This window comes from Streptomyces sp. NPDC001858 (assembly GCF_053594615.1).
In genome coordinates this window covers 102,877-126,600 of the sequence record NZ_JBSFEV010000024.1, presented here as the reverse complement: position 1 = coordinate 126,600, position 23,724 = coordinate 102,877, and the positions used below count along the sequence as shown (strand labels likewise).

The 23,724-nt window shown below is 70.3% G+C and carries 21 protein-coding genes; 8 read left to right on the top strand and 13 right to left on the bottom strand.

Annotated elements, in window-relative coordinates; translation table 11 throughout:
• Window positions 1-186: 186 nt before the first annotated feature.
• The 4 genes from ACWCPF_RS29095 to ACWCPF_RS29080 all read left to right on the top strand — a co-directional run bounded on the left by ACWCPF_RS29095 (window position 187) and on the right by ACWCPF_RS29080 (window position 5,186).
• The gene (locus tag ACWCPF_RS29095) at window positions 187-3,516 is read left to right on the top strand and encodes a sensor histidine kinase (protein WP_451048070.1); all 3,330 of its coding nucleotides are present in this window, start codon (window positions 187-189) and stop codon (window positions 3,514-3,516) included.
• A 10-nt stretch (window positions 3,517-3,526) separates the two neighbouring features.
• Window positions 3,527-3,940 carry a roadblock/LC7 domain-containing protein gene (locus tag ACWCPF_RS29090; RefSeq protein WP_037737006.1) on the top strand — a complete coding sequence of 138 codons (414 nt, stop codon included), beginning with the start codon at window positions 3,527-3,529 and terminating at the stop codon, window positions 3,938-3,940.
• Between the two features lie 96 nt (window positions 3,941-4,036).
• The gene (locus ACWCPF_RS29085; protein ID WP_451048069.1) at window positions 4,037-4,624 is read left to right on the top strand and encodes a DUF742 domain-containing protein; all 588 of its coding nucleotides are present in this window, start codon (window positions 4,037-4,039) and stop codon (window positions 4,622-4,624) included.
• Window positions 4,605-5,186, top strand: a complete 582-nt coding sequence (locus tag ACWCPF_RS29080) for a GTP-binding protein (RefSeq protein WP_199585384.1) — start codon at window positions 4,605-4,607, stop codon at window positions 5,184-5,186. Before ACWCPF_RS29085 ends, ACWCPF_RS29080 begins: the two co-directional genes overlap by 20 nt.
• Window positions 5,187-5,374: 188 nt before the next feature.
• On the opposite strand, the gene ACWCPF_RS29075 is transcribed toward ACWCPF_RS29080, so the two are convergent.
• Window positions 5,375-5,566, bottom strand: a complete 192-nt coding sequence (locus tag ACWCPF_RS29075) for an acyl-CoA carboxylase subunit epsilon (RefSeq protein ID WP_451048068.1) — start codon at window positions 5,564-5,566, stop codon at window positions 5,375-5,377.
• Window positions 5,567-5,612: 46 nt separating this feature from the next.
• On the bottom strand, window positions 5,613-7,208 hold the full coding sequence (locus ACWCPF_RS29070; RefSeq protein ID WP_451048067.1) for an acyl-CoA carboxylase subunit beta: 1,596 nt from the start codon (window positions 7,206-7,208) through the stop codon (window positions 5,613-5,615).
• Window positions 7,209-7,641: 433 nt separating this feature from the next.
• Between ACWCPF_RS29070 and ACWCPF_RS29065 the strand changes: the two genes are divergently transcribed.
• The 3 genes from ACWCPF_RS29065 (at window position 7,642) to ACWCPF_RS29055 (ending at window position 10,051) form a co-directional block, all read left to right on the top strand.
• A complete protein-coding gene (locus ACWCPF_RS29065) occupies window positions 7,642-8,256 on the top strand; it encodes a YceI family protein (RefSeq protein ID WP_451048066.1) in 615 nt (204 codons plus the stop codon).
• Window positions 8,257-8,349: 93 nt separating this feature from the next.
• Window positions 8,350-8,988, top strand: coding sequence for a hypothetical protein (locus tag ACWCPF_RS29060; RefSeq protein ID WP_451048065.1), 639 nt, complete (start codon window positions 8,350-8,352; stop codon window positions 8,986-8,988).
• A gap of 277 nt (window positions 8,989-9,265) precedes the next feature.
• Window positions 9,266-10,051 (top strand): S1 family peptidase, encoded by a 786-nt coding sequence (locus ACWCPF_RS29055; RefSeq protein WP_451048064.1) that lies wholly within the window; start codon window positions 9,266-9,268, stop codon window positions 10,049-10,051.
• Between the two features lie 90 nt (window positions 10,052-10,141).
• On the opposite strand, the gene ACWCPF_RS29050 is transcribed toward ACWCPF_RS29055, so the two are convergent.
• From ACWCPF_RS29050 to ACWCPF_RS29010, 9 genes are all read right to left on the bottom strand, one after another.
• Window positions 10,142-11,518: a hypothetical protein gene (locus ACWCPF_RS29050; RefSeq protein WP_451048063.1), complete on the bottom strand. Its 1,377-nt coding sequence runs from the start codon at window positions 11,516-11,518 to the stop codon at window positions 10,142-10,144.
• 52 nt (window positions 11,519-11,570) lie between these two features.
• Window positions 11,571-13,175, bottom strand: coding sequence for a citramalate synthase (gene cimA, locus ACWCPF_RS29045; RefSeq protein WP_451048062.1), 1,605 nt, complete (start codon window positions 13,173-13,175; stop codon window positions 11,571-11,573).
• Window positions 13,176-13,525: 350 nt separating this feature from the next.
• Entirely contained in the window at window positions 13,526-14,614 is a 1,089-nt protein-coding gene (locus tag ACWCPF_RS29040; RefSeq protein ID WP_451048061.1) for a branched-chain amino acid aminotransferase, read from the bottom strand.
• Window positions 14,615-14,862: 248 nt separating this feature from the next.
• Entirely contained in the window at window positions 14,863-15,906 is a 1,044-nt protein-coding gene (locus ACWCPF_RS29035) for a 3-isopropylmalate dehydrogenase (protein WP_451048060.1), read from the bottom strand.
• A 94-nt stretch (window positions 15,907-16,000) separates the two neighbouring features.
• The gene (locus tag ACWCPF_RS29030) at window positions 16,001-16,132 is read right to left on the bottom strand and encodes a hypothetical protein (protein WP_351911685.1); all 132 of its coding nucleotides are present in this window, start codon (window positions 16,130-16,132) and stop codon (window positions 16,001-16,003) included.
• Between the two features lie 176 nt (window positions 16,133-16,308).
• A complete protein-coding gene (locus tag ACWCPF_RS29025; protein ID WP_451048059.1) occupies window positions 16,309-16,521 on the bottom strand; it encodes an alpha/beta fold hydrolase in 213 nt (70 codons plus the stop codon).
• Window positions 16,522-16,590: 69 nt separating this feature from the next.
• Window positions 16,591-16,881, bottom strand: coding sequence for an alpha/beta fold hydrolase (locus ACWCPF_RS29020; protein ID WP_451048058.1), 291 nt, complete (start codon window positions 16,879-16,881; stop codon window positions 16,591-16,593).
• Window positions 16,882-16,906: 25 nt separating this feature from the next.
• Entirely contained in the window at window positions 16,907-18,547 is a 1,641-nt protein-coding gene (gene pruA / locus ACWCPF_RS29015; protein WP_451048057.1) for an L-glutamate gamma-semialdehyde dehydrogenase, read from the bottom strand.
• Window positions 18,548-18,586: 39 nt separating this feature from the next.
• Window positions 18,587-19,513: a proline dehydrogenase family protein gene (locus tag ACWCPF_RS29010; RefSeq protein WP_451048056.1), complete on the bottom strand. Its 927-nt coding sequence runs from the start codon at window positions 19,511-19,513 to the stop codon at window positions 18,587-18,589.
• Between the two features lie 127 nt (window positions 19,514-19,640).
• Here ACWCPF_RS29010 and ACWCPF_RS29005 point away from each other — a divergent pair, with 127 nt between their 5' ends.
• Complete coding sequence (locus ACWCPF_RS29005) at window positions 19,641-20,825, top strand: PucR family transcriptional regulator (RefSeq protein ID WP_451048055.1); 1,185 nt, start codon at window positions 19,641-19,643, stop codon at window positions 20,823-20,825.
• Window positions 20,826-20,890: 65 nt separating this feature from the next.
• Here ACWCPF_RS29005 and serA read toward each other — a convergent pair whose 3' ends face one another.
• Window positions 20,891-22,480, bottom strand: coding sequence for a phosphoglycerate dehydrogenase (gene serA, locus ACWCPF_RS29000; protein WP_451048054.1), 1,590 nt, complete (start codon window positions 22,478-22,480; stop codon window positions 20,891-20,893).
• Between the two features lie 210 nt (window positions 22,481-22,690).
• On the bottom strand, window positions 22,691-23,689 hold the full coding sequence (ilvC, locus tag ACWCPF_RS28995) for a ketol-acid reductoisomerase (RefSeq protein WP_351916525.1): 999 nt from the start codon (window positions 23,687-23,689) through the stop codon (window positions 22,691-22,693).
• Window positions 23,690-23,724: the final 35 nt, after the last annotated feature.

Genomic DNA, 23,724 nt, shown 5'->3' with positions numbered 1-23,724 from the left:
ACCGTTTTATCTGGGGTTTACATCACGCCCAACCAACTCTTTCCCATGTTTGGAAGAGGACTGGTCGTCGTGCTGGAATGCCTGAACTGCCCAATAGTCAATGACGTACTCATGGTCGATGGCTGGCCGGGCTCTGAGACACTGCGGCACGACGAAGGTGCCGACCGCCGAGAGGTTGTTGGTCGAGTGAGGCGAAGCAAGAAAAGTCCCGAGCCTGCGGCCCGGGGCAACTTCACGCCGCCGCCGCGCGGAGCGGCGTCCGCCCCTGTGCCCGGACCCGAGCCGACGGCCGCACCCGCGAAGAGCGGCGGCCGTCTCTCCCCGCGCAACTGGCGGGTGCCGACCCGGCTGAACGCGATTCTGCTCATACCCGTGGTGGTCGGCCTGGTCATGGGCGGCTTCCAGGTGAAGAGCTCGATCGACACCTGGCAGGAGGCCGAGGACGCGGAGAACACCGCGCGCCTGGTCAGGGCCTCGCTGAGCTACGGCGACGCCCTCTACAAGGAGCGCGACATCTCGGCCGCGCCCCTCCTCGCGGGCAAGCGGACCGACGCGACGGTCACCGCGGCCCGCAAGGCCACGGACACCGCCGCCGACGCCTTCGACGCAGCCGCGCAGAACATGCCGGCCAAGCCCGGTCTGCAGCGCCGACTTCAGCTGTTCCGCACCGCGGAGACCAAGCTGACGGCCCTGCGCGCGGCCGCCTACACCGCCAAGCTCACCGGCGTGCAGACCGAAGAGGGCTACACCCAGGTCGCCCACCCCCTGATGGAGTTCTCCAACGAACTCGGTCTGGGCACCGGAAACATCACCTCCTACGGCCGTACCGTCTACGCCATCTCGCTGACGAAGGCTGCGCTCTCGCTGGAGCGCTCCATCGGCATGCACCTGCTGATCAAGCCCGGTCCCGAGGACACGGACTTCGCCAAGCAGAAGGTCTCCCTCTCCTCCTACGCCTACCTTGAGGGCATCGCCGTCGAGGAGTACATCGGCGGTGGCACCGAGGCCGACGCGAAGAAGCTGGACGACGCCGAGGCGAAGATCAAGACCGACGGCGCCGCACTGGCCGCCGAGGCGAAGCAGAAGGACCCGGACTACGTACCGCCGCCGTCCGACCCGGTCACGATGGTCGGCGCCATCTCCACGATGGAGTCGACCAAGGGCTCCGAGCGCGCCGGGCTCGCCGAGAAGGGCATCAGCAAGGAGAACTGGTGGGCGGTCACCACGCTCAAGTACGACGCCTACCGGCAGATCGAGTCGGACATGGCCGACAAGGCCGTGACCGAGGCCTCGGACATCGCCGCTGACGCCAAGACCTCCGCGATCATCACCGGTGCCGCCGTCGTCGTCGCCCTGCTCCTGGCGTTCATCCTCGCCGGCGCCGTGGCCCGCCAGATGAGCCGCTCGATGCGCCAGCTGCGCAACGCGGCCTTCGGCATCGCCGAACAGCGGCTGCCGATGCTGGTCGACCAGCTCTCCCGCACCGACCCCGGCCGGGTCGACACCCGGGTGGCCCCGATCCCGATCACCACCACGGACGAGATCGGCGAGGTCGCCCGCGCCTTCGACCAGGTCCACCGCGAGGCGGTCCGGCTGGCCGCCGAACAGGCCCTGCTGCGGGGCAACATCAACGCGATCTTCACCAACCTCTCGCGCCGCAACCAGTCCCTGATCGAGGGCCAGCTGACCCTGATCACCGACCTGGAGAACAACGAGGCCGACCCCGACCAGCTGGAGAACCTGTTCCGGCTGGACCACCTCGCGACCCGTATGCGCCGCAACGGCGAGAACCTCCTGGTCCTCGCCGGCGAGGAGCCCGGCCGCCGCTGGGACCAGCCGGTCCCGCTGGTCGACGTGCTGCGCGCCGCCTCCTCCGAGGTGGAGCAGTACGAGCGCATCGAGCTGTCGGGCGTCCCGGAGGCCGAGATCCACGGCCGCGCCGTGACCGACCTCGTGCACCTGCTGGCCGAGCTGCTGGAGAACGCGACGACGTTCTCCTCCCCGCAGACCAAGGTCCGCGTGACCGCGACCCGTCTCCCCGACGGCCGCGTGATGATCGAGATCCACGACAAGGGCATCGGCCTCACCGCCGAGGACTTCGCCGACATCAACCACAAGCTGGCCAACCCGCCGACGGTGGACGCCGCGATATCGCAGCGCATGGGCCTGTTCGTGGTCGGCCGGCTGTCCGACCGGCACGGCATCCGCGTCCAGCTGCGCCCCTCGGGCGAGCAGGCCGGCACCACCTCGCTGGTCATGCTGCCGGACGCCATCACCCACGGTGGCGGCGGCGACCAGGCGCAGTCGCGCGACGAGTTCACGGTCTCGCAGATCATCCCGGAGCAGCAGCCGCAGGGCTTGGGCGGCGAGGACTTCAGCAACGGTCTGCCGATGCGCACCGCCGCCGAGCTGGGCTTCGACGACAGCCGCTACGAGGTCCCCGACGACATCCGCGAGCTGGACCCGGTGGGGCGCTCCCTGCAGCGCGAGGAACGCCGCGCCGCCCGGGAGACCCACCCCGGCCAGCCGGACCAGTCGAGCGCACAGCCGCAGTCCGGCGAGGCGCCCGCGTACGGCGAGGGCTTCGACGCCAACCGTCAGCCGTCGGCATACGACGTCGGCCCGAACGGGTACGACCCTACGCAGAACGGCGCCCCGGCCGGCTACGACAACGGTGTGACCGGCTTCGCCGAGACGCCCGGTTCGTTCGACCAGCAGACGGCGTACGAGGAGCAGCAGCGCCCGGCGTACGACGAGCAGTACTTCGCGCCGAACGGCGGTGCGCCGCAGGGCGGCGACTCGTTCACCGCGAACGGCGGCTACCCCGACCCGGCGTACGCGGAGCCCGTCCAGGAGAACCGGACGGCCGCTCCCGCGAGCACAGCGGACAGCTTCCAGCCGTACCCGGAGCAGCAGCCCTACCAGGACGACTGGCCTCAGCAGAACGGCCACTCCAACGGTCACGCCGGTGCTCACTCCAACGGTTACCAGAACGGCTACCCGGACCAGTACGCTCCGGAGGCGGAGTCCACGTCGGTCGCCGACGCGGCCGAGCACCAGCACGTAGGCTTCGACCGTCCGGGGCCGGGCCCCTCCGCCCCCCATGCGCTGACCGACGCCGGTCTGCCCCGCCGCGGATCCACCGCAAGCGGTGCGAACGGCGCCCGGCCCGCGAAGCAGGACCCGCCGGCCTCCACCTCGGAGAGCAACGGCGGCGGCGACAGCTGGCGGTCGGCGAACGACGAGCGCTGGCAGCAGGCCTCCTCTCTGAAGAGGCCCAAGGCGGGCGGGGTCACCTCCTCCGGTCTGCCGCGGCGGGTGCCCAAGGCCAACCTGGTCGAGGGCGCCGCCGAGAGCACCCCCCAGGGAGGCCCCCAGGTCTCCCGCGCCCCGGAGGACGTCCGGGGCAGGTTGAGCAACCTGCGTCGCGGCGTCGAGCGTGGACGCAACGCAGGCAGCAGTGAAACGAACGGCCAGGGCCTCGGTCCTGACAGCACCTACAACCAGGAGCGTTAGTGTGAGCCCGATGAGCCAGGCGGCACAGAACCTGAACTGGGTGATCACCAACTTCGTGGACAACACCCCGGGGGTGTCCCACACGGTGGTGGTCTCCGCCGACGGACTCCTTCTGGCGATGTCCGAAGGGTTTCCCCGCGACCGTGCCGACCAGCTCGCGGCCGTGGCCTCCGGCCTGACGTCCCTGACGGCAGGCGCCTCCCGGATCTTCGAGGGAGGGAGCGTGAACCAGACGGTTGTGGAGATGGAGCGGGGATTCCTCTTCCTGATGTCCATCTCCGACGGTTCCTCGCTCGCCGTTCTCGCCCACCCAGAGGCGGACATCGGCCTCATTGGGTACGAGATGGCACTTCTGGTGGACCGCGCAGGCTCGGTCCTGACGCCCGACCTTCGTGCGGAGCTCCAAGGGAGCCTTCTCAACTAACAGACGGACGGTGCGTTTTGGCGTCCCGAGGCCGTAGGGTTTCGGGACGCGGCGTCCACCTGATGGGTGCCAGGCACAGTCGGAGGAGGAGAGAGAGTGGCAACACCCCCAGGCAGTTCGAATTCGGGTAACTGGTCGTACGGCCCCGCCCAGGGCCAGGGCGACGGTTCCCAGAACCCGAACCGTTACAACTTCCCCTCCGCGCCCAGCCCGCAGCGGCCGTACGCACCCCAGAGCCCGCAGGGCCCAGGGCCGTCGCCGTACGACCAGCCGCAGGCCCCGCGCATCCAGCCGGTGCAGCCGCAGCGCCGCTCCCCCGAGCCGTCGCCCGCCGGAGCGGCGCACAACCCGCTGGTGCGTCCGTACGCCATGACCGGTGGCCGGACCCGCCCGCGTTACCAGCTCGCCATCGAGGCGCTGGTGCACACCACTGCGCAGCCGCACCAGATGCAGGGCCAACTGCCCGAGCATCAGCGGATCTGCAACCTCTGCCGAGAGATCAAGTCGGTCGCCGAGATCTCGGCGCTGCTGACCATCCCCCTCGGCGTGGCCAGGATCCTCGTCGCCGACTTGGCGGAGGCGGGCCTGGTCGCCATCCATCAGCCCGGCGGCGACGAGAACGCCGGCGGCCAGCCAGACGTGACACTGCTCGAAAGGGTGCTCAGTGGACTTCGCAAGCTCTAGCGGGGGTCCGTCCCGCTCCACCACTTCCGCGAAGATCGTGGTGGCGGGCGGCTTCGGCGTGGGAAAGACCACGTTCGTCGGGGCTGTTTCGGAGATCAATCCGCTGCGCACCGAGGCCGTCATGACGTCCGCTTCGGCGGGCATCGACGACCTCACCCACACCGGGGACAAGAAGACCACGACGGTCGCGATGGACTTCGGTCGTATCACCCTGGATCAGGACCTGATCCTGTACCTCTTCGGCACGCCCGGCCAGGACCGCTTCTGGTTCATGTGGGACGACCTGGTGCGCGGTGCGATCGGCGCGATCGTCCTGGTGGACACGAGGCGTCTTGCCGACTGCTTCCCGGCGGTCGACTACTTCGAGAACTCGGGTCTGCCGTTCGTGATCGCCCTGAACGGCTTCGACGGGAGCCAGCCGTACAACCCGGACGAGGTGCGGGAGGCGCTGCAGATCGGGCCGGACACGCCGATCATCACGACGGACGCGCGGCATCGCGCCGACGCGAAGTCGGCACTCATCACTCTCGTGGAGCACGCGCTGATGGCCCGCTTGCGGTAGCGGCTACCGGGCTGCCCCGGGCGGTTGTACGCCGTCTGCGGGCAGTCTGTGGTTCTCGCGCAGTTCCCCGCGCCCCTGAAGGGGCGCGGGGAACTGCGCGACAAGCCCCCACCGGCCCGCGGCCGGCATGCAGCATACGAAAGGGCCCCCTCCCGCAGCGCGGGAGGGGGCCCTTTCACAAGCCGGGCTCAGTGCCAGCTGTGCGGGGCGCGGAAGCCGCCTTCTCGTTCCAGGCGGCGCCAGCCGGCCTTGGGGCGGCTTCGGCGGGGCTCGGCGGCAGCGGGCTGGGCGGCGGCGCGGGCCAGGAGGATCGCCGTGATGGCGGCGACTTCCTCGGGCTCGGCATGGCCCTTCTCGACGCGGATGTCGGGAGCGTTCATGTGTGTAAGTCTCCGTGGATGAGGTTTCCGCAGGGGATCCGTCGGGTTACTGCGGGGGGTTGCCGTGCTTGCGCGAAGGCAGATCCGCGTGCTTCGACTGGAGCATGGCCAGGGACTTGATGAGGACCTCGCGGGTCTCGGCGGGGTCGATGACGTCGTCGACCAGACCGCGCTCCGCCGCGTAGTACGGGTGCATCAGCTCGGACTTGTACTCCTTGACCATGCGGGCCCGCATGGCCTCGGGGTCCTCGGCCTCGGCGATCTGCCGGCGGAAGATGACGTTGGCGGCGCCTTCGGCGCCCATCACGGCGATCTCGTTCGTCGGCCAGGCGTAGGTCAGGTCGGCGCCGATGGACTGGCTGTCCATGACGATGTAGGCGCCTCCGTACGCCTTGCGCAGGATCAGCGAGATCCGCGGCACGGTGGCGTTGCAGTAGGCGTAGAGCAGCTTCGCACCGTGCCGGATGATTCCGCCGTGCTCCTGGTCGACGCCCGGAAGGAACCCGGGGACGTCCAGGAAGGTGACGATCGGGATATTGAAAGCGTCACACATCTGGACAAAGCGTGCAGCTTTTTCCGACGCCTCGATGTCCAGGACGCCCGCGAGGGACTGCGGCTGGTTGGCCACGATGCCGACGACCTGGCCGTCGAGCCGGGCCATCGCGCAGATGATGTTGCGGGCCCAGCGCTCGTGGATCTCGACGTACTCGCCGTCGTCGACGATCTCCTCGATGACCTTGGTCATGTCGTACGGCCGGTTGCCGTCCGCCGGGACCAGGTCGAGCAGGACGTCGCTGCGGCGGTCGGCGGGGTCGCTCGAGTCGACGCGCGGGGGGTTCTCGCGGTTGTTCTGCGGGAGCAGCGAGAGGAGGTAGCGGACCTCCGCGATGCAGGTCTCCTCGTCGTCGTACGCGAAGTGGCAGACGCCGGAGGTCTCGGCGTGCACGTCGGCGCCGCCGAGGCCGTTCTGGGTGATCTCCTCGCCGGTGACGGCCTTGACGACGTCCGGGCCGGTGATGAACATCTGCGAGGTCTCGCGGACCATGAAGACGAAGTCGGTGAGGGCGGGGCTGTAGGCCGCGCCGCCCGCGCAGGGGCCCAGCATCACGCTGATCTGCGGGATCACACCGGAGGCGCGGGTGTTGCGCTGGAAGATGCCGCCGTAGCCGGCGAGGGCGGAGACGCCCTCCTGGATCCGGGCGCCGGCGCCGTCGTTCAACGACACGAGAGGTGCGCCGGCCGCGATGGCCATGTCCATGATCTTGTGGATCTTGGTGGCGTGGGCCTCGCCCAGCGCGCCGCCGAAGATGCGGAAGTCATGGGCGTAGACGAAGACCGTGCGGCCCTCGACCGTGCCCCAGCCGGTGATGACGCCGTCGGTGAACGGCTTCTTGGTCTCCAGGCCGAAGCCGGTCGCCCGATGCCGGCGCAGCTGCTCGACCTCCTGGAAGGACCCCGGGTCCACGAGGAGCTCGATCCGCTCCCGGGCGGTCAGCTTGCCCTTGGCGTGCTGCGCCTGGGTCGCCCGCTCGCTCGGGCCGGCCAGTGCCTGGGCACGGATCTCATGCAGCTCGGCCACCCGGCCGCGCGCGTCCGTGGGCTCCACGGTCGGCTCACCCGTCGTCTCTTCCAAAACGGTCATGTAGTGACCTTACGAAGCTCGCCAAGGAAAGAGAGACGTCGACTCCGTACAGTCTCCGGAGCCATTTCCTGGTACCCCTGAACAGAACCCGACCGGCATGCAGCCGTTCCGACTGCTCAGAGGGCCCCGAGCTTGTAGGGGTCGCACAAACCCGGGGGCTGAGACCCAGCTCACAATTCCCGCCCGCGCATGCCATCCCCGGGGTGAACCGAGCCCCCGAGGACGATTCTCGGGCACCGACCTTACTGCAGGAGATGCACCCCGAGGCGCACCCCGAGGCGCACCCCGAGACACGCCACGAGACGCGCCACGAATTAAGTTGAACGTTGAAATTGAAAGTTGAACATTGAACGGAATGCGTCTATGGTCTGCCGTGTTGACCCCGTTGAGGAACAAACGCCAACGAATCTTCCTCGTCCCCAAGGAGCACGTCATGGGCATCTTCGGCCGCAAGAGCACCGACGAGACCGCCGCCGCCACCCCCGCGGACGCCGCGGTGAACCCCGAGCTCGCCGCCCTGACCGGCGACTACACCATCGACCCGGCCCACTCGGCGATCGCCTTCGTCGCCCGCCACGCGATGGTCACCAACGTCAAGGGCAAGTTCGCCGACTTCACCGGCACGCTGCATCTGGACGGCGCCGACCCGTCCCGCTCGACCGCGTCCATCGACGTCCAGATGGGGAGCGTCGACACCGGGGTGGCCGACCGCGACGGCCACCTCAAGAGCGCGGACTTCTTCAACGTCGAAGAGTTCCCGACGATGACCTTCCGCTCCACCGCCACCGAGGCCCTGGGCGGCGACGACTACCGCATCACCGGCGACCTGACCATCCACGGCGTCACCAAGCCGCTCAGCATCGCCCTGGAGTTCAACGGCGCCGCCACGGACCCGTACGGCAACGAGCGCGTCGGCTTCGAGGGCAAGGCCGAGATCCTGCGCTCCGACTGGGGCCTGACCTGGAACGCGGCGCTGGAGACGGGCGGCGTGCTGGTCTCCGACAAGATCAAGCTGAACTTCGACATCTCGGCGATCAAGAACGCCTAAGCATGCGGCCCATTTCAGAAGAAATCGGCGGATAGGGGCCGGAAGCGAAGAGCTTCCGGCCCCTCGCTGTGTTCCGTGTCACAGTCATGAGGCATGAGCACCAGGACCGGACCCCAGCACTACCCCGGCGCGAACCGCGACCACTGGTACCAGGACGACTTCGGCGGCGACCGCATGGAGGTCAACGTCATCGTCCTGCACACCACGGAGGGCGGCTCGCTGCCCGACTACCAGGGCGGCGCCGTCGCGCCCAATCTGACGGCGGTGCCGGACTTCGCCGCCAAACGGCTGAAGTGGTACCAGCATTTCGACATCGACATCTCCTCGCGAGCGCTCGCCAACCGCTCGGGCGGCGTCGAGACGAACACCCTGAACGTCTGCCAGGCGGAACTCGTCGGCACCTGCGACCCCGAGCTGCACGCCAAGTGGAAGGCCCGCGGGCAGGCCCACCTGTACTGGCCGAAGGCGCCGGAGTGGGCGCTGCGCGCCGTCGCCCAGTACCTGGCCTGGATGCACATCCACCACCATGTGCCGCTGCGCGGGCCGACGCTGTGGCCGGCGTACCCGAAGTCGGCGGGGAACGGCGGCGGGCAGCGGATGAGCGGGGAGCGGTGGAACGCGTTCAACGGGGTGTGCGGGCACATGCACGTCCCCGAGAACGCGCACGGGGATCCGGGGGCGATCGACTTCGACGCCCTGCTCGGTTTCGCGAAGGCGGCGGCCCAGGACTGACGCGGTGCGCCGAGCACCGCACCCCCGCCCACCGGGCGCCGGCGGCCGCCCTCCGCGACTTCGCGAGCGCGGCCGCCGCGGGGGATCCGCTGGAGGCAGTGGGCGGCGACGGGCCGCCGCTGCCGGGCGTGGCTGAATCAGCCCCCTTGTGCGAGGGCTCACAGCCTTCTCATAATCCAACGACAGATTTGACCTGACCATGCCAGAGCATGGGCATTTCTTTGTCCGTCACTTTGACATGATCACGCCAAACCCACCCCCCACGGAAGGCAGCACCTTGAAGAAGCTCCTCACGGCGTTCAAGAGATTCGCCGCCGTCGGCGCGGCCGCCCTCGCCATCGCCAGCCTCCAGCCCGTCTCGGCCGCGCAGGCCGCCCCCTCCCCCGTCGTCGGCGGAACCCGTGCCGCGCAGGGCGAGTTCCCGTTCATGGTCCGGCTCTCCATGGGCTGCGGCGGGTCGCTCCTCACCCAGCAGATCGTGCTCACCGCCGCGCACTGCGTCGGCGCGACCGGCGCCAACACCAGCATCACCGCCACCGCCGGCGTCGTGGACCTGCAGTCCACCACCGGCCGGGTCCAGGTGAGGTCCACGTACGTGTACCGAGCCCCCGGCTACAACGGCAACGGCAAGGACTGGGCGCTGATCAAGCTGGCCTCGCCCATCACCACGCAGGCCACCCTGAAGATCGCCACCACCACGCAGTACAACACCGGCACCTTCACCATCGCCGGCTGGGGTTCGGCCACCGAGGGCGGCGCCCAGCAGCGCTACCTGCTCAAGGCCACCGTGCCGTTCGTGAGTGACGCGACCTGTCGTGCGTACAGCGGCTACAGCGGCCTCGTCGCCAGCGACGAGATCTGCGCCGGTTACGCGGCCGGCGGCACCGACACCTGCCAGGGCGACTCGGGCGGACCGATGTTCCGCCGCGACTCCGCCAACGCGTGGATCCAGGTCGGCATCGTGAGCTGGGGCATCGGCTGCGCCCGGGCCAACGCCCCCGGCGTCTACTCCGAGGTGTCCACCTTCGCCTCGGCGATCACCGCCGCGGCCGCCACGCTCTGACGCGGGCGCCTGCACTCTGAGCACGAAGGCCACGGGCCCGGCGCCGACCTGCGCCGGGCCCGTGCCCGTTCCCCGTCTCCTGCCCGGGTCTCAGAACCCGCCGCCGAAGTCGCCCCCGCCGCCCCCGCCGAAGTCCCCTCCCCCGCCGCCGAAGCCGCCGAAGTCGCCCGCGTCGAAGTCGGCCCCGGAGACGTCGCCGCCCTCGTAGCCGCCGAAGTCGCCGTAGCCGGCGCCGTAGTCGGAGGCGTACGACGGGGCGGCCATGATGGAGCCGAGCATCGTGCCGACGAGCAGGCCGGGCAGGATGCCGCCGCCGAAGTAGCCGCCCGCCCAGGGCCCGTAGGCGGGGCCGGCCTCCCAGTACGGGCGGCGGCCGTAGTCGCTGTCGACCTCGCGGATCACCGGGTCGCGGCCGTCGGCCAGCCGGGTCGCGTCCGCCGCGCAGACCGGGACCTCACGGGTCGCGCCGCCGGACGGCGTCCAGGTGGCGTCGGCGACCGAGGGCCCGTGCCGGGGGTCGAAGAAGCAGGGCGGACGGCGCTCGGGCAGCGGTCGGCGCTCGCGGCGGGCGGCGAGCTGGGCGAGGGAGAAGCGGCCGTCCTCCACCGCCTGGGTGACGGCGCGCACGTCCTCCGGTCTGGTCGCGGCGGCCATGAGCGACTTCGACTGCTCGTAGGCGTCCAGGGCGCGTTCGTAGTCGGCGCGCATCGAATCGTCGGCGCCCGGCTCGGACGGATGGAAGTCCAGCCGGTCGAGTTCCTCCCCGAAGGCCGTGATGTCCTCGTCGACGACGACCCGCAGCCGTTCGAGAGAGGCCTGCTGCTCCTGCTCGTGCCGCCGGCGGTTGCGCCGCACGAGGGTGTACGCGCCCGCGCCGCCGGCCACCACGACCGCGCCCACCGCGATCAGCGCGGCGGAGGAGACGCCGTCGCCGCCGCCCGAGGAGCTCCAGCTGGCGGGGGCCGAGCCTCTCATGTTGGCCAGCGCGCGGTCGGTGAAGTCGTCCAGCTGGGTCTGGGCATTGCTCTCGCCCCGGACGCTGGTGACCAGGTTCTGCACGGCCGGGCGGGACATGACGGCGGAGTCGGCGCGGGCGTCGAAGCGGTCGCCGAGGCGGATCGCGTAGAGGCCGGTGACGCCGGTGGCGGTGCGCAGGTCGGTGAAGAGGTCCGCTGTGGGGTAGCCGGCGGGCAGGACGGCGATGAACAGGGGCTTGTCGGCGTTCTCGATCTGCTGCCGGAGCGCGTGCGCGTCCCCCTGGGACAGCTGGGCGCTCGCGGCGGGATCGACGTAGACCGGGCTCTCGCGGAGCGAGTCGGCGATGGCCGAGACGCTGGTCGAGGCCGCGGTGGCGCGCGGGGCGCCCGCCGACAGCACGGTCAGGACCGTGAGGACGGCGAGCGCCAGTGCGAACAGCGGTCCGGTGAGGCCTCGGGGAGGCCGGGTCGTCAGGGTCGCGACCTTCATACCTCGAAGCTACCCGAAACCCACCCATACCAGACATGCCGCGGGCGGCGAACTACTCCGCGGGGTCCACGCCCGCCTTCAGCAGCCCGTAGGTGCACGCGTCCTCCAGGGCCTGCCACGAGGCCGCGATGACGTTGTCGGCGACGCCGACCGTGGACCACTCGCCCGCGCCGTCGGTCGTGGAGATCAGGACGCGGGTGGTGGACTCGGTGCCGTGCACGCCCTCCAGGATGCGGACCTTGTAGTCGACCAGCTCCAGCTTGGCCAGCTGGGGGTAGATCTTCTCCAGGGCCACGCGCAGGGCGCGGTCCAGGGCGTTGACCGGGCCGTTGCCCTCCGCCGTCGCGACGATCCGCTCGCCCTTGGCCCACAGCTTGACCGTGGCCTCGTTGGCGTGGGTGCCGTCGGGGCGGTCCTCGACGATGGCGCGCCAGGACTCCACCTCGAAGTACCTCAGCGGCTTGCCCTCGACCTCGGCGCGCAGCAGGAGTTCGAAGGAGGCGTCCGCGGCCTCGTAGGTGTAACCCTTGAGCTCGCGCTCCTTGACCCGCTCGACGACCCGGCCGACGACCTCGCGGTCGTCGCCGAGGTCGACGCCGAGCTCCTTGCCCTTGAGCTCGACCGAGGCGCGGCCGGCCATGTCGGAGACCAGCATCCGCATGGTGTTGCCGACCTGCTCGGGGTCGATGTGCTGGTAGAGGTCGGGGTCGACCTTGATGGCCGAGGCGTGCAGGCCCGCCTTGTGGGCGAAGGCCGAAACCCCCACGTACGGCTGATGCGTGGACGGCGTCAGGTTGACGACCTCGGCGATCGCGTGCGAGATCCGGGTCATCTCGCGCAGCTTGCCCTCGGGCAGCACCTTCTTGCCGTACTTCAGTTCCAGGGCGGCGACCACCGGGAAGAGGTTGGCGTTGCCCACCCGTTCGCCGTAGCCGTTCGCCGTGCACTGGACGTGCGTGGCGCCCGCGTCGACCGCGGCGAGGGTGTTGGCCACGGCGCAGCCGGTGTCGTCCTGGGTGTGGATGCCGAGGCGGGCGCCGGTGTCGGCGAGGACGGTGGAGACGACCGCCTGGATCTGCGCCGGGAGCATGCCGCCGTTGGTGTCGCAGAGGATGACCACGTCCGCGCCGGCCTCGGCGGCCGTCCGGACGACGGCCTTGGCGTACTCCGGGTTCGCGCGGTAGCCGTCGAAGAAGTGCTCGCAGTCGACGAAGACCCGGCGGCCCTGGCCCTTCAGGAAGGACACGGTGTCGCCGACCATCGCCAGGTTCTCCTCCAGCGTGGTGCGCAGCGCCAGCTCGACATGGCGGTCGTGGGACTTCGCGACCAGGGTGATCACCCCGGCGCCCGACTCCAGCAGCGCCCTGACCTGCGGGTCGTCCGCCGCCTTGGCGCCGGCCCGGCGGGTCGCGCCGAAGGCGACCAGCTGGGCGTGCTTGAAGTCGATCTCCTCCTGCGCGCGGGCGAAGAACTCGGTGTCCCGGGGGTTGGCGCCGGGCCAGCCGCCTTCGATGAAGCCCACTCCGAAGTCGTCCAGGTGCCGGGCGATGGCCAGCTTGTCGGCGACGGTGAGGTTGATGCCCTCACGCTGCGCGCCGTCGCGCAGGGTGGTGTCGAAGACGTGGAAGGAGTCGTCGAGTTCGCTGGTTTCGGTCATGGTCTGAAGGCTCCTGTGTTGGATCTCGGTCGTTACCGGAATGACCGGCTCCACCATCCCCCCATGGTCCCTCGCGCTCTCGCTCCCGGCTGTGGTGGGCCAGAAATGCGAAAAACCTCTCGCGGGTGCGAGAGGTCTGCGCGCGGGTCGAGGACACGATGTCCGCTCGTACCGTGTCGTACGGAGCGGTCACTGCGGACCGGCGCGCCTGCTGCCAATAATCATGGCGAACGAGAGCACGGGGGCAGTCTGGCACAGACTGCCCCCGTGCTCACCGGGTGTCTCAGAATGCGAGCAATGCGGTGATCACCGCGGCAGTAGCAGCCCGTCCGTCAACGCCGGGCGACTGATCAGCCCAGCTGGTGCATCCACCCGTGCCGGTCCTCGGCCGTGCCGCGCTGGATGTCCAGCAGGGCCTGGCGGAGCCGGACGGTGACCTCCCCGGGCTCGCCGTCCGCCTGCTGCCACTCGCCGCCGGTGCGCTTGACGGTGCCGACCGGGGTGATCACGGCGGCGGTGCCGCAGGCGAAGACCTCCTTGAGCGTGCCGTTCTGCGCGTCGCGCTGCCACTGGTCGACCGAGACGCGGCCCTCCTCGGCCCGGTAGCCGAGGTCGCGGGCGACGGTGAGGAGGCTGTCGCGGGTGACGCCCTCCAGGATGGAGCCGGTCAGGGACGGCGTGACGATCCTGTCCTCGTACACGAAGTACAGGTTCATGCCGCCGAGTTCCTCGACCCACTTGCGCTCGACCGCGTCGAGGTAGCAGACCTGGGCGCAGCCCTGCGCGGCGGCCTCGGCCTGGGCGAGCAGGGAGGCGGCGTAGTTGCCGCCCGTCTTGGCGTCGCCCATGCCGCCGGGGACGGCGCGGACGTGCTCCTCGGAGACCCAGATGGAGACGGGCTTCACGCCGCCCGGGAAGTAGGCGCCGGCGGGCGAGGCGATGACCAGGAAGAGGTACTCGTTGGCCGGCTTCACGCCCAGCCCGACCTCGGTCGCGATCATGAAGGGGCGCAGGTAGAGGGACTCCTCGCCGCCGTGCGCGGGCACCCAGTCCTTGTCCTGCGCGACGAGGGCGTCACACGCCTGGATGAACGTCTCGACCGGCAGTTCGGGCATGGCGAGGCGGCGGGCCGAGCGCTGGAAGCGCTTGGCGTTCTGGTCCGGGCGGAAGGTGGCGACGGAGCCGTCGGGGCGGCGGTAGGCCTTCAGCCCCTCGAAGATCTCCTGCGCGTAGTGCAGGACCATGGTGGCCGGGTCGAGGGGGATCGGCGCGTACGGAACGAGCTGGCCGTCGTGCCAGCCGCGGCCCTCGGTCCACTTGATCGTCACCATGTGGTCGGTGAAGTGGCGGCCGAACCCGGGGTTCGCCAGCATCGCCTGCCGCTCGGCGGCGGAGGTCGGGATGGCGGAGGGCTTGAGCTCGATCGTGGGCGTCGTCATGAGTGGTGTCCTTCACCGGTTGTGTAGTGACGGGCCGCGCTCACGTCCGAACGGCCGGTGGCCGGTGCTAGGACGTCCGAGCATTCCCTCATACCGCGGCTCCGCGTTCGATTATCGCAAGCGGGGTCCGAGGAAGAAAACGGCGTGAATGCGACCCAGGGGTTGATGGTGGCACCCGGCCGGACATACGAGAAGCCGCCGGGTGCGATTGCGACCCGGCGGCTTCGAGAGTTTCGTGCAGCGCGGGGTCAGCCGGCTACTCGTACGGAGAGCGCGTCACCGATCTCGGAGGTGCTGCGCGCGGGCAGCGAGCCGCGCTCCGCCAGGTCGGCGGAGACGGCGTCCTCGATGCGGACCGCTTCCGCGTCGTAGCCGAGGTGACGCAGGAGCAGGGCGACGGACAGGACCGTGGCGGTGGGGTCGGCCTTGCCCTGGCCGGCGATGTCCGGGGCCGAGCCGTGCACCGGCTCGAACATCGACGGGAACTCGCGGGACGGGTTGATGTTCCCGCTCGCGGCGACACCGATGCCGCCGGAGACGGCCGCGGCGAGGTCGGTGATGATGTCGCCGAAGAGGTTGTCGGTGACGATGACGTCGAACCGGCCCGGGTCGGTGACCAGGTAGATCGTGGCCGCGTCGACGTGGATGTAGTCGGTGGCGACCTCGGGGAACTCCTCGGCCACCCGGTTGAAGACGTTCGTCCACAGGTGTCCGGCGAAGGCCAGCACGTTGTTCTTGTGGACCAGCGTCAGCTTCTTGCGGGGGCGGGCCTGGGCGCGGGCGAACGCGTCCCGGACGACGCGCTCGACGCCGAAGGCCGTGTTCACGGAGACCTCGGTGGCGACCTCGTGCGGGGTGCCCTTGCGGATCGTGCCGCCGTTGCCGGTGTACGGGCCCTCGGTGCCCTCGCGGACCACGATGAAGTCGATCTCGGGCTGGCCGGCCAGCGGGGTGGCGACACCCGGGAGGAGCTTCGACGGACGCAGGTTGACGTGGTGGTCGAAGAGGAAGCGCAGCTTGAGCAGGAAGCCCCGCTCCAGGACGCCGGACGGGACGCTCGGGTCGCCGATCGCGCCGAGCAGGATGGCGTCGTGCTGCCGAAGCGCCTCGGTGTCGGCGTCGGTGAGGGTCTCACCGGTGGCGTGGTAACGCCGGGCGCCGAAGTCGTACTCCTTGGTCTCCAGCTTCACATCCTGCGGGAGGACGGCGGAGAGGACCTTGAGACCTTCGGCCACGACCTCCTGGCCGATGCCGTCACCGGGGATCACTGCGAGATTGAGGCTGCGAGACATGCGGGAACCCTACTCCTCCGTCCCATGGGATGACATGAACTGTCCGCCATACGGACGGGGAGTCGGGGTACGGCGCGGATCGGCGCGGATCGGCTCAGTGGCCGGTCTCGCCGCCGTTGTCGCGGCGGTCGAGGGCGCGCTGGAGGGCGGCGGCGGCGTTCTTGCGGTCGGACTCGCTCGTACCGGAGACGTGACGGACTCGGCGGCGGACGGTCGTCTCGGCCATGGGGAATCGACTCCTTCGAATTCCAGGGAGTGCGGAAGGGGGGTGCGAGACGCCGGTGGGCGGGGGGGGCGGGCCGCAGGGGTTGCCTGCACGGGGCCCGGCTCACGACCGCCATTCGCTTGATCGAGCGAGACGTTCGGCTCCTACAAAGTTAAGCGAGGAGCGCGCGCCTGTCTCTACAAATACTCGGACTTCCTACTATCTGAGACGGCGGCCTCGCCGAGGGCCGCCGCCACGGCCTCCCGGAAGCCCCTCGGCTGCTCCACCCACGGCAGGTGCCCGGCCTCCGGAAAGATCACCCGCCGTCCCCGCGGCAGGGCCCGCTCCAGCGGGTCGACGGCCGAACGCGGCCGGATGTCGAGTGCGCCGTCGACGATCGTCACGGGCACGTCGAGCGCCTGGCAGGCGGCGCACAGCTCGGGCCGCCCAGGCGCGTCCGGCCTCGGCGTTCAGGGCGTCTAGCTCAGCGCGAGCTGCGCGCCGCAGGAATGGCCGAGCAGTGTCATCCGTTCGAGGCCGAAGTGCCGCCGAACGGCGTCCAGATCCGCCACGAAGCGCTCGGTGGTCCACGGTCCGGGGCAGCGCTCCGACCGCCCGCAGCCGCGCTGGTCCCAGCGGATCACCGGCGCCAGGTCGTCGAGCCCGGCGGCCACGTCCTCGAACGTGTCCCACAGTCCGGGCCCGCCGTGGCACAGCACCAGGGCCTCGCCCGCCGCGGCGCGCCCCGGCCGCGCGGCCCACAGCCGCACTCCGGCGGGGCGCGCGGAGCGGATGTCAGCCCATGTGCGGGTACGTGTAGTCGGTCGGCGGGACCAGGGTCTCCTTGATGGCGCGGGTCAGCGTCCAGCGCATCAGGTTCTGCGGGGCGCCGGCCTTGTCGTCGGTGCCGGAGGCGCGGCCGCCGCCGAAGGGCTGCTGGCCGACGACGGCGCCGGTCGACTTGTCGTTGATGTAGAAGTTGCCGGCCGCGTAGCGCAGCTTCTCCATCGTGTACGCGGCGGCCGCGCGGTCGTTCGCGATGACCGAGCCGGTGAGCGCGTAGTCGGAGACCGACTCCATCTGCGTCAGCATCGCGTCGTAGGCGTCGGCCGAGCTGTCGTCGTACACGTGCACGGCGAGGAACGGGCCGAAGTACTCGGTCGTGAAGACCTCGTTCGCCGGGTCGGTGCACTCCACGACGGTCGGGCGGACGAACCAGCCGACCGAGTCGTCGTAGGAGCCGCCCGCGACGATCGTGCAGGTCGGGTCCTCCTTCGCGCGGTCGATGGCGGCCTTGTTCTTGGCGAAGGAACGCTCGTCGATGACGGCCCCGATGAAGTGGGTGAGGTCGGTGACGTCGCCCATGGTCAGGTGGTCGACCTCGGCCGCGAACTCCTCCTTGAAGCCGGAGTTCCAGATCGACGCCGGGATGTAGGCGCGCGAGGTGGCGCTGCACTTCTGGCCCTGGTACTCGAACGCGCCGCGCGTGAGGGCGGTCTTGAGGACCGCGCGGTCGGCGCTCGGGTGGGCGACGACGAAGTCCTTGCCGCCGGTCTCGCCGACGAGCCGCGGGTAGGAGCGGTACTTCTCGATGTTGGCGCCGACCGTCTTCCACAGGTACTGGAAGGTCTTGGTGGAGCCGGTGAAGTGGATGCCGGCGAGGTCGCGGTGGTTCAGGGCGACCTCGGAGACCTCGATGCCGTCGCCGGTGACGAGGTTGATGACGCCCTTGGGCAGCCCGGCCTCCTCCAGCAGCTGCATCAGCAGGACGGCCGCGTGGGTCTGGGTCGGCGACGGCTTCCACACGACCACGTTGCCCATCAGAGCGGGCGCGGTCGGCAGGTTGCCGGCGATGGCCGTGAAGTTGAACGGCGTGATCGCGTAGACGAAGCCTTCGAGCGGGCGGTGGTCGAGGCGGTTCCAGACGCCCGGCGAGTTCGCCGGGGGCTGCTCGGCCAGGATCTGGCGGGCGTAGGCGACGTTGAAGCGCCAGAAGTCGACCAGTTCGCAGGGACAGTCGATCTCCGCCTGCTGGGCGGTCTTCGACTGGCCGAGCATGGTGGAGGCGGCCAGCGTCTCGCGCCAGGGACCGGCGAGCAGTTCGGCGGCGCGCAGGATGATCGCGGCGCGGTCGTCGAAGGACATCGCGCGCCAGGCGGGCGCGGCGGCGAGGGCCGCGTCGACGGCGTCCTGGGCGTCCTGCCGGGTGGCGTTGGCGTAGGTGCCGAGGCGGGCCTTGTGGTGGTGCGGCTGCACGACGTCGAACCGCTTGCCGCCGCCCATCCGCCGCTCGCCGCCGATGGTGCAGGGCAGCTCGACGGGGTTGTCGGCCAGCTCCTTGAGCTTGACCTCCAGCCGGGCGCGCTCGGGCGAGCCGGGGGCGTAGCCGTGCACCGGCTCGTTGACGGGGGTGGGGACCTGGGTCACAGCGTCCATGAGATCCGTAACTCCTTGAACTTGAGCGGGTGTTCGGGCTCAGCCTTTGGTGATCATGCTGCGGACGAAGAACCGCAGGTTGGCCGGCTTCTCGGCCAGGCGGCGCATGAAGTAGCCGTACCAGTCGGTGCCGTAGGCGGTGTAGACGCGCATGCGGTGGCCCTCGGCGGCCAGCCGCAGGTGCTCGTCGCTGCGGATGCCGTAGAGCATCTGGAACTCGTACTCGTCGAGCTTGCGGCCGGCGCGGTGGGCGAGTTCCTGCGCGATGACGATCAGGCGCGGGTCGTGGGACCCGACCATCGGGTACCCGGCGCCGTCCATGAGGATCCTCAGGATCCGCACGTACGCCTTGTCGATCTCGTGTTTCTGCTGGTAGGCGACCTCGGCGGGCTCCTTGTAGGCGCCCTTGACCAGCCGTACCCGGCTGCCGTTCGCGGCGAGTCGGCGGGCGTCGCCCTCGGTGCGGAAGAGGTACGCCTGGATGACGCAGCCGGTCTGCGGGAAGTCCTCCCGCAGTGCGTCGTGGATGGCGAACATCGAGTCGAGGGTGGTGTGGTCCTCGGCGTCCAGGGTGACGGTGGTGCCGATGGCGGCGGCGGCCTCGACGACCGGCCGGACGTTGGCGAGCGCCAGCTCATGCCCTCCGTCGAGCGCTTGTCCGAACATGGACAGCTTGACGGACATCTCGACCCGTTCGCCGAGCTCCAGCCCGGCGAGCCGGTCGATCAGGGCCAGATAGGCGTCGCGGGCGGCGGCGGCCTGTCCGGGGGTGGTGATGTCCTCGCCGACGACGTCCATCGTCAGCTCCAGCCCCCCGGCGGTGAGCTCCTCGACGATCGGGACGATGTCGTCGACCGTCTCGCCGGGGATGAAGCGGTCCACGACCTGCTTCGTCACCGGGGCCGCCGAGATCAGGCGTCGCATCCGGTCGCTGCGCGACGCGGCAAGAATCACGGGACCCAGCACGGGGCACCTCCACAAACCAGCAGATAGAACCACCGTGAAACCTAAGGATCCCTCCGATCGTCGGCCATCGACACCTGTCACGCATCCCTGCCACAGATCTCAGACAGATGTATGAAGGCTTTCGAAAATGCGGGAGAATGCCCGGGTGACAGCCGACTACAAAGGCGACTACCAGGAACTGGTCGATGAGATCTCGGAGCTCCTCGACGCTCCCGCGACCCTGGAGAACCGGGACTTCGAGCTGATCGCGTTCGGCGCGTACGACAGCGAGGGTGAGCTGGACGCGTCCGCGCTGGATCCGGTGCGCACCCGCTCGATCCTGACCCGGCGCTCCACGGCGGCCGTCCGCACCTGGTTCGAGGGCTTCGGCATCACGCGCGCGAGCGGCCCGGTCCGGATCCCGCCGACCCCGGAGGCGGGGGTCTACCGGGGCCGGGTCTGCCTCCCGGTACGGCATCGGGGGGTCGTCCTCGGCTACGTCTGGCTGCTGGACGACGACCCCGGGCCGTCTCAGGCGCAGTTGGCGGCCGCGATGGAGGTGACCGCCCGGATCGGCGCGCTGCTCGCCGACGAGGCGCAGCACGGGGCCGACCTCACCCGGGAGCTGCGGGCGGTGCTGACCGCGCAGCCCGGCTGGCAGCGGGACATGGCGGTCGCGGAGCTGCGCACCGCGCTCGGCGCCCGCGCGGACGGACCGCACACGGTGGTGTGCGTGACCCCGTGGCCGTCCGCCGACCCGGACGAGGCCCCTTCCGTGCGGACGCTGCCGGGGGCGACGGCGCTGTGCACGGTGCCGTGGGGCACGGCGTCCCAGTCGCTGGCGCTGCTGGTCCGGCTGCGCTCGACGGACACCCTCACCCCGGCGACGTCGACGGCGGCCCGGCTCCTCGAACGGGCGGGCGAGGCGGCCGCGGGAGTGGCCGCCGGGCGCGTCGGTCTGGCGGAGCTCGGGGCCGCCTGGGAGGAGGCGTCGGCGTCGGCGCGGGCCGCTCTGGCGGAGCCCCGGCTGGGCCGCGTAGCGCAGTGGGCGTCCATCGGCCCGTACCGGCTGCTGACCTCCCTGCCGCCGCGGTCCCCCCAGGACCCCGCCGTACGGGAACTGCTCGCTCCCGCCCACCGCGAACTCGCCCGCACGGCGGAGGTGTACCTGGACTGCGCGGGCCAGGCCGGCCGCACGGCCGCCGAGCTGGGCATCCACCGCCAGACGCTGTACTACCGGCTGTCCCGGGTGGAGCAGCTGACCGGCCTGGACCTGGACGACGGCGAGGCCCGCCTGCTCCTGCACATGGCGTTGAAGGCGGCCCGGCTGTAGAACGCGCCGAAAAACGACTGCCGGACGGGCTGGTTCAGCCCGTCCGGCGTTTGAGGAGGGGAACCTCAGACGAGGTTCACCGCGCGCGCGGACGTCGCGCCGATCTCGCTGGCGAGCTCCGCCAGCACCCCGGCGGGAACCGTGTCGTCGACGGTCAGGACCGCCAGCGCCTCGCCGCCGACCGCCGCGCGGGCGACCTGCATGCCGGCGATGTTGATGCCCGCCTCGCCGAAGACCCGGCCCACGGTGCCGACGACGCCCGGCCGGTCCTCGTACTTGAGGACGGCCATGTGGTCGGCGAGCGCGAGGTCGACGTCGTACTCGCCGACGGCGACGATCTTCTGGAGGTGCTTCGGACCGGCCAGCGTGCCGGAGACCGACACCTCCTCGCCGTCCGACAGCGTGCCGCGCACGGTGACGACATTGCGGTGGTCGGCCGACTCGGAGCTGGTCGTCAGCCGTACCTCGACACCGCGCTCCTGCGCGAACAGGGGCGCGTTGACGTAGGAGACGGTCTCGTCGACGACGTCCTCGAAGACGCCCTTGAGGGCGCTGAGCTCCAGCACCTTCACATCGTGCTGGGTGATCTCGCCGTAGACCTCGACGTCGAGGCGGACCGCGACCTCGCCCGCGAGCGCGGTGAAGATCCGGCCCAGCCGCTCGGCCAGCGGCAGACCCGGCTTGACGTCCTCGGCGATGACCCCGCCCTGGACGTTCACCGCGTCCGGCACGAGCTCACCCGCGAGGGCGAGGCGCACCGAGCGCGCGACCGCGATGCCGGCCTTCTCCTGCGCCTCGTCGGTGGAGGCGCCGAGGTGCGGGGTGGCGACGACCTGGTCGAACTCGAACAGCGGGGAGTCCGTGCAGGGCTCCTTCGCGTACACGTCGAGGCCGGCGCCGGCGACCCGGCCCTCCTTCAGCGCCGAGTACAGCGCCTCCTCGTCCACGATCCCGCCGCGCGCGGCGTTGACGATGCGCACGCTCGGCTTGACCTTGCGCAGCGCCTCGTCGCCGATCAGACCGACCGTCTCGGGGGTCTTCGGCAGGTGGACGGTGATGAAGTCGGAGACTTCGAGCAGCTCGTCCAGCGAGAGCACCTTGACGCCCATCTGGGCGGCGCGCGCGGGCTGGATGTAGGGGTCGTACGCGACGACCTTCATGCCGAAGCCGGACATGCGCTGCGCGACGAGCGCGCCGATGCGGCCGAGGCCGACGACGCCGAGGGTCTTCTCGGCGAGCTCCACGCCCGTGTACTTGCTGCGCTTCCACTCGCCGTTCTTCAGCGCGGCGTTGGCCTGCGGGATGTGGCGGGCGGTGGCGAGCAGCAGACCGCAGGCCAGTTCGGCGGCGGTCACGATGTTGGAGGTCGGGGCGTTGACGACCATCACGCCGGCCTTGGTGGCGGAAGGCACGTCGACGTTGTCCAGGCCGACGCCGGCCCGTGCGACGACCTTCAGCTTCTTCGCGGCGGCGATCGCCTCGGCGTCGACCTTGGTGGCCGAGCGGATCAGGATCGCGTCGACGTCGGCGATGGCGGGGAGCAGTTCGGCTCGGTCCGCTCCGTTGCAGTGCCGGATCTCGAAGTCCGGGCCAAGCGCGTCCACGGTCGCGGGCGACAGCTCTTCAGCGATGAGTACGACAGGTTTCGAGCTCACGTGAGTCCTCACAAGTCCAAAGCGTGCGGACGGCCGTCCCGACGGCCGCAGCGGAGGAGGGGCTAGCCGCGTGGAAGACGCACGACGCTGTGGGCCTGAACGCGTATGTAGTGCAGCAGTGTAGTGCTGCCCCGGAGGTCGCCTTACGCCTCCCGAAATGAGCCCCGCGACGGCGCGCCGAAGCCGGCGGCGCCGTCGCGGGGTCAGGGCTTACGCCTCGTCGTTCACCCAGCTCATCAGCTTGCGGAGCTGCTTGCCGGTGGTCTCCAGCAGGTGCTCGGAGTCGGCCGTCTTGTACTCGTTGTACTTCTTCAGGCCGCCGTGGTACTCGTCCATCCAGTTCTGCGCGAAGGTGCCGTCCTGGATCTCCGCGAGGACCTGCTTCATCTCGGCCTTGGTGGCGTCGGTGATGATGCGCGGGCCGGTGATGTAGTCGCCCCACTCGGCGGTCTCGGAGACGCTCCAGCGCATCTTCTCCAGGCCGCCCTCGTACATGAGGTCCACGATCAGCTTCAGCTCGTGCAGGCACTCGAAGTACGCGATCTCCGGCTGGTAGCCCGCCTCGACCAGCGTCTCGAAGCCCGCCTTGACCAGCGCCGAGGTGCCACCGCACAGCACGGCCTGCTCACCGAACAGGTCGGTCTCGGTCTCCTCGGTGAAGGTCGTCTTGATGACGCCCGCGCGCGTGCCGCCGATGCCCTTGGCGTACGACAGCGCCAGCGCGAACGCGTTGCCCGTCGCGTCCTGCTCGACCGCGGCGATGGCGGGGACGCCACGACCCTCCTCGTACTGGCGGCGCACGAGGTGGCCGGGGCCCTTGGGGGCGACCAGGGCGACGTCGACGCCGGCCGGGGCCTTGATGAAGCCGAAGCGGATGTTGAAGCCGTGCGCGAAGAACAGCGCGTCGCCGTCCTTCAGGTTCGGCGCGATGGACTCCTCGTAGACCTGGGCCTGGATCGGGTCCGGGATCAGGATCATGATGACGTCGGCCTCGGCGGCGGCCTCGGCGGGCGTCACCACGCGCAGGCCCTGCTCCTCGGCCTTCGCCTTGGACTTGGAGCCCTCGTGCAGACCGACGCGGACGTCGACGCCCGAGTCGCGCAGCGACAGCGCGTGCGCATGGCCCTGGCTGCCGTAACCGATGACCGCGACCTTGCGGCCCTGGATGATGGACAGGTCGGCGTCGGCGTCGTAGAACAGCTCGGCCACTTTGGGTTCTCTCCTTGTGTGCAGGTGTTGCGTCC

What these genes read in the sequence shown, in the direction of transcription:
- pruA (WP_451048057.1), bottom strand. Translation starts at nt 18,547, where the DNA reads ATGGACGCTGTGACCCAGGTCCCCACCCCCGTCAACGAGCCGGTGCAC.
- ACWCPF_RS29005 (WP_451048055.1), top strand. Translation starts at nt 19,641, where the DNA reads ATGCGGGAGAATGCCCGGGTGACAGCCGACTACAAAGGCGACTACCAG.
- ACWCPF_RS29035 (WP_451048060.1), bottom strand. Translation starts at nt 15,906, where the DNA reads ATGTCTCGCAGCCTCAATCTCGCAGTGATCCCCGGTGACGGCATCGGC.
- ACWCPF_RS29070 (WP_451048067.1), bottom strand. Translation starts at nt 7,208, where the DNA reads ATGACCGTTTTGGAAGAGACGACGGGTGAGCCGACCGTGGAGCCCACG.
- ACWCPF_RS29050 (WP_451048063.1), bottom strand. Translation starts at nt 11,518, where the DNA reads ATGAAGGTCGCGACCCTGACGACCCGGCCTCCCCGAGGCCTCACCGGA.
- ACWCPF_RS29065 (WP_451048066.1), top strand. Translation starts at nt 7,642, where the DNA reads ATGGGCATCTTCGGCCGCAAGAGCACCGACGAGACCGCCGCCGCCACC.
- cimA (WP_451048062.1), bottom strand. Translation starts at nt 13,175, where the DNA reads ATGACCGAAACCAGCGAACTCGACGACTCCTTCCACGTCTTCGACACC.
- ACWCPF_RS29030 (WP_351911685.1), bottom strand. Translation starts at nt 16,132, where the DNA reads ATGGCCGAGACGACCGTCCGCCGCCGAGTCCGTCACGTCTCCGGTACG.
- ACWCPF_RS29075 (WP_451048068.1), bottom strand. Translation starts at nt 5,566, where the DNA reads ATGAACGCTCCCGACATCCGCGTCGAGAAGGGCCATGCCGAGCCCGAG.
- ACWCPF_RS29060 (WP_451048065.1), top strand. Translation starts at nt 8,350, where the DNA reads ATGAGCACCAGGACCGGACCCCAGCACTACCCCGGCGCGAACCGCGAC.
- ACWCPF_RS29040 (WP_451048061.1), bottom strand. Translation starts at nt 14,614, where the DNA reads ATGACGACGCCCACGATCGAGCTCAAGCCCTCCGCCATCCCGACCTCC.
- ACWCPF_RS29090 (WP_037737006.1), top strand. Translation starts at nt 3,527, where the DNA reads ATGAGCCAGGCGGCACAGAACCTGAACTGGGTGATCACCAACTTCGTG.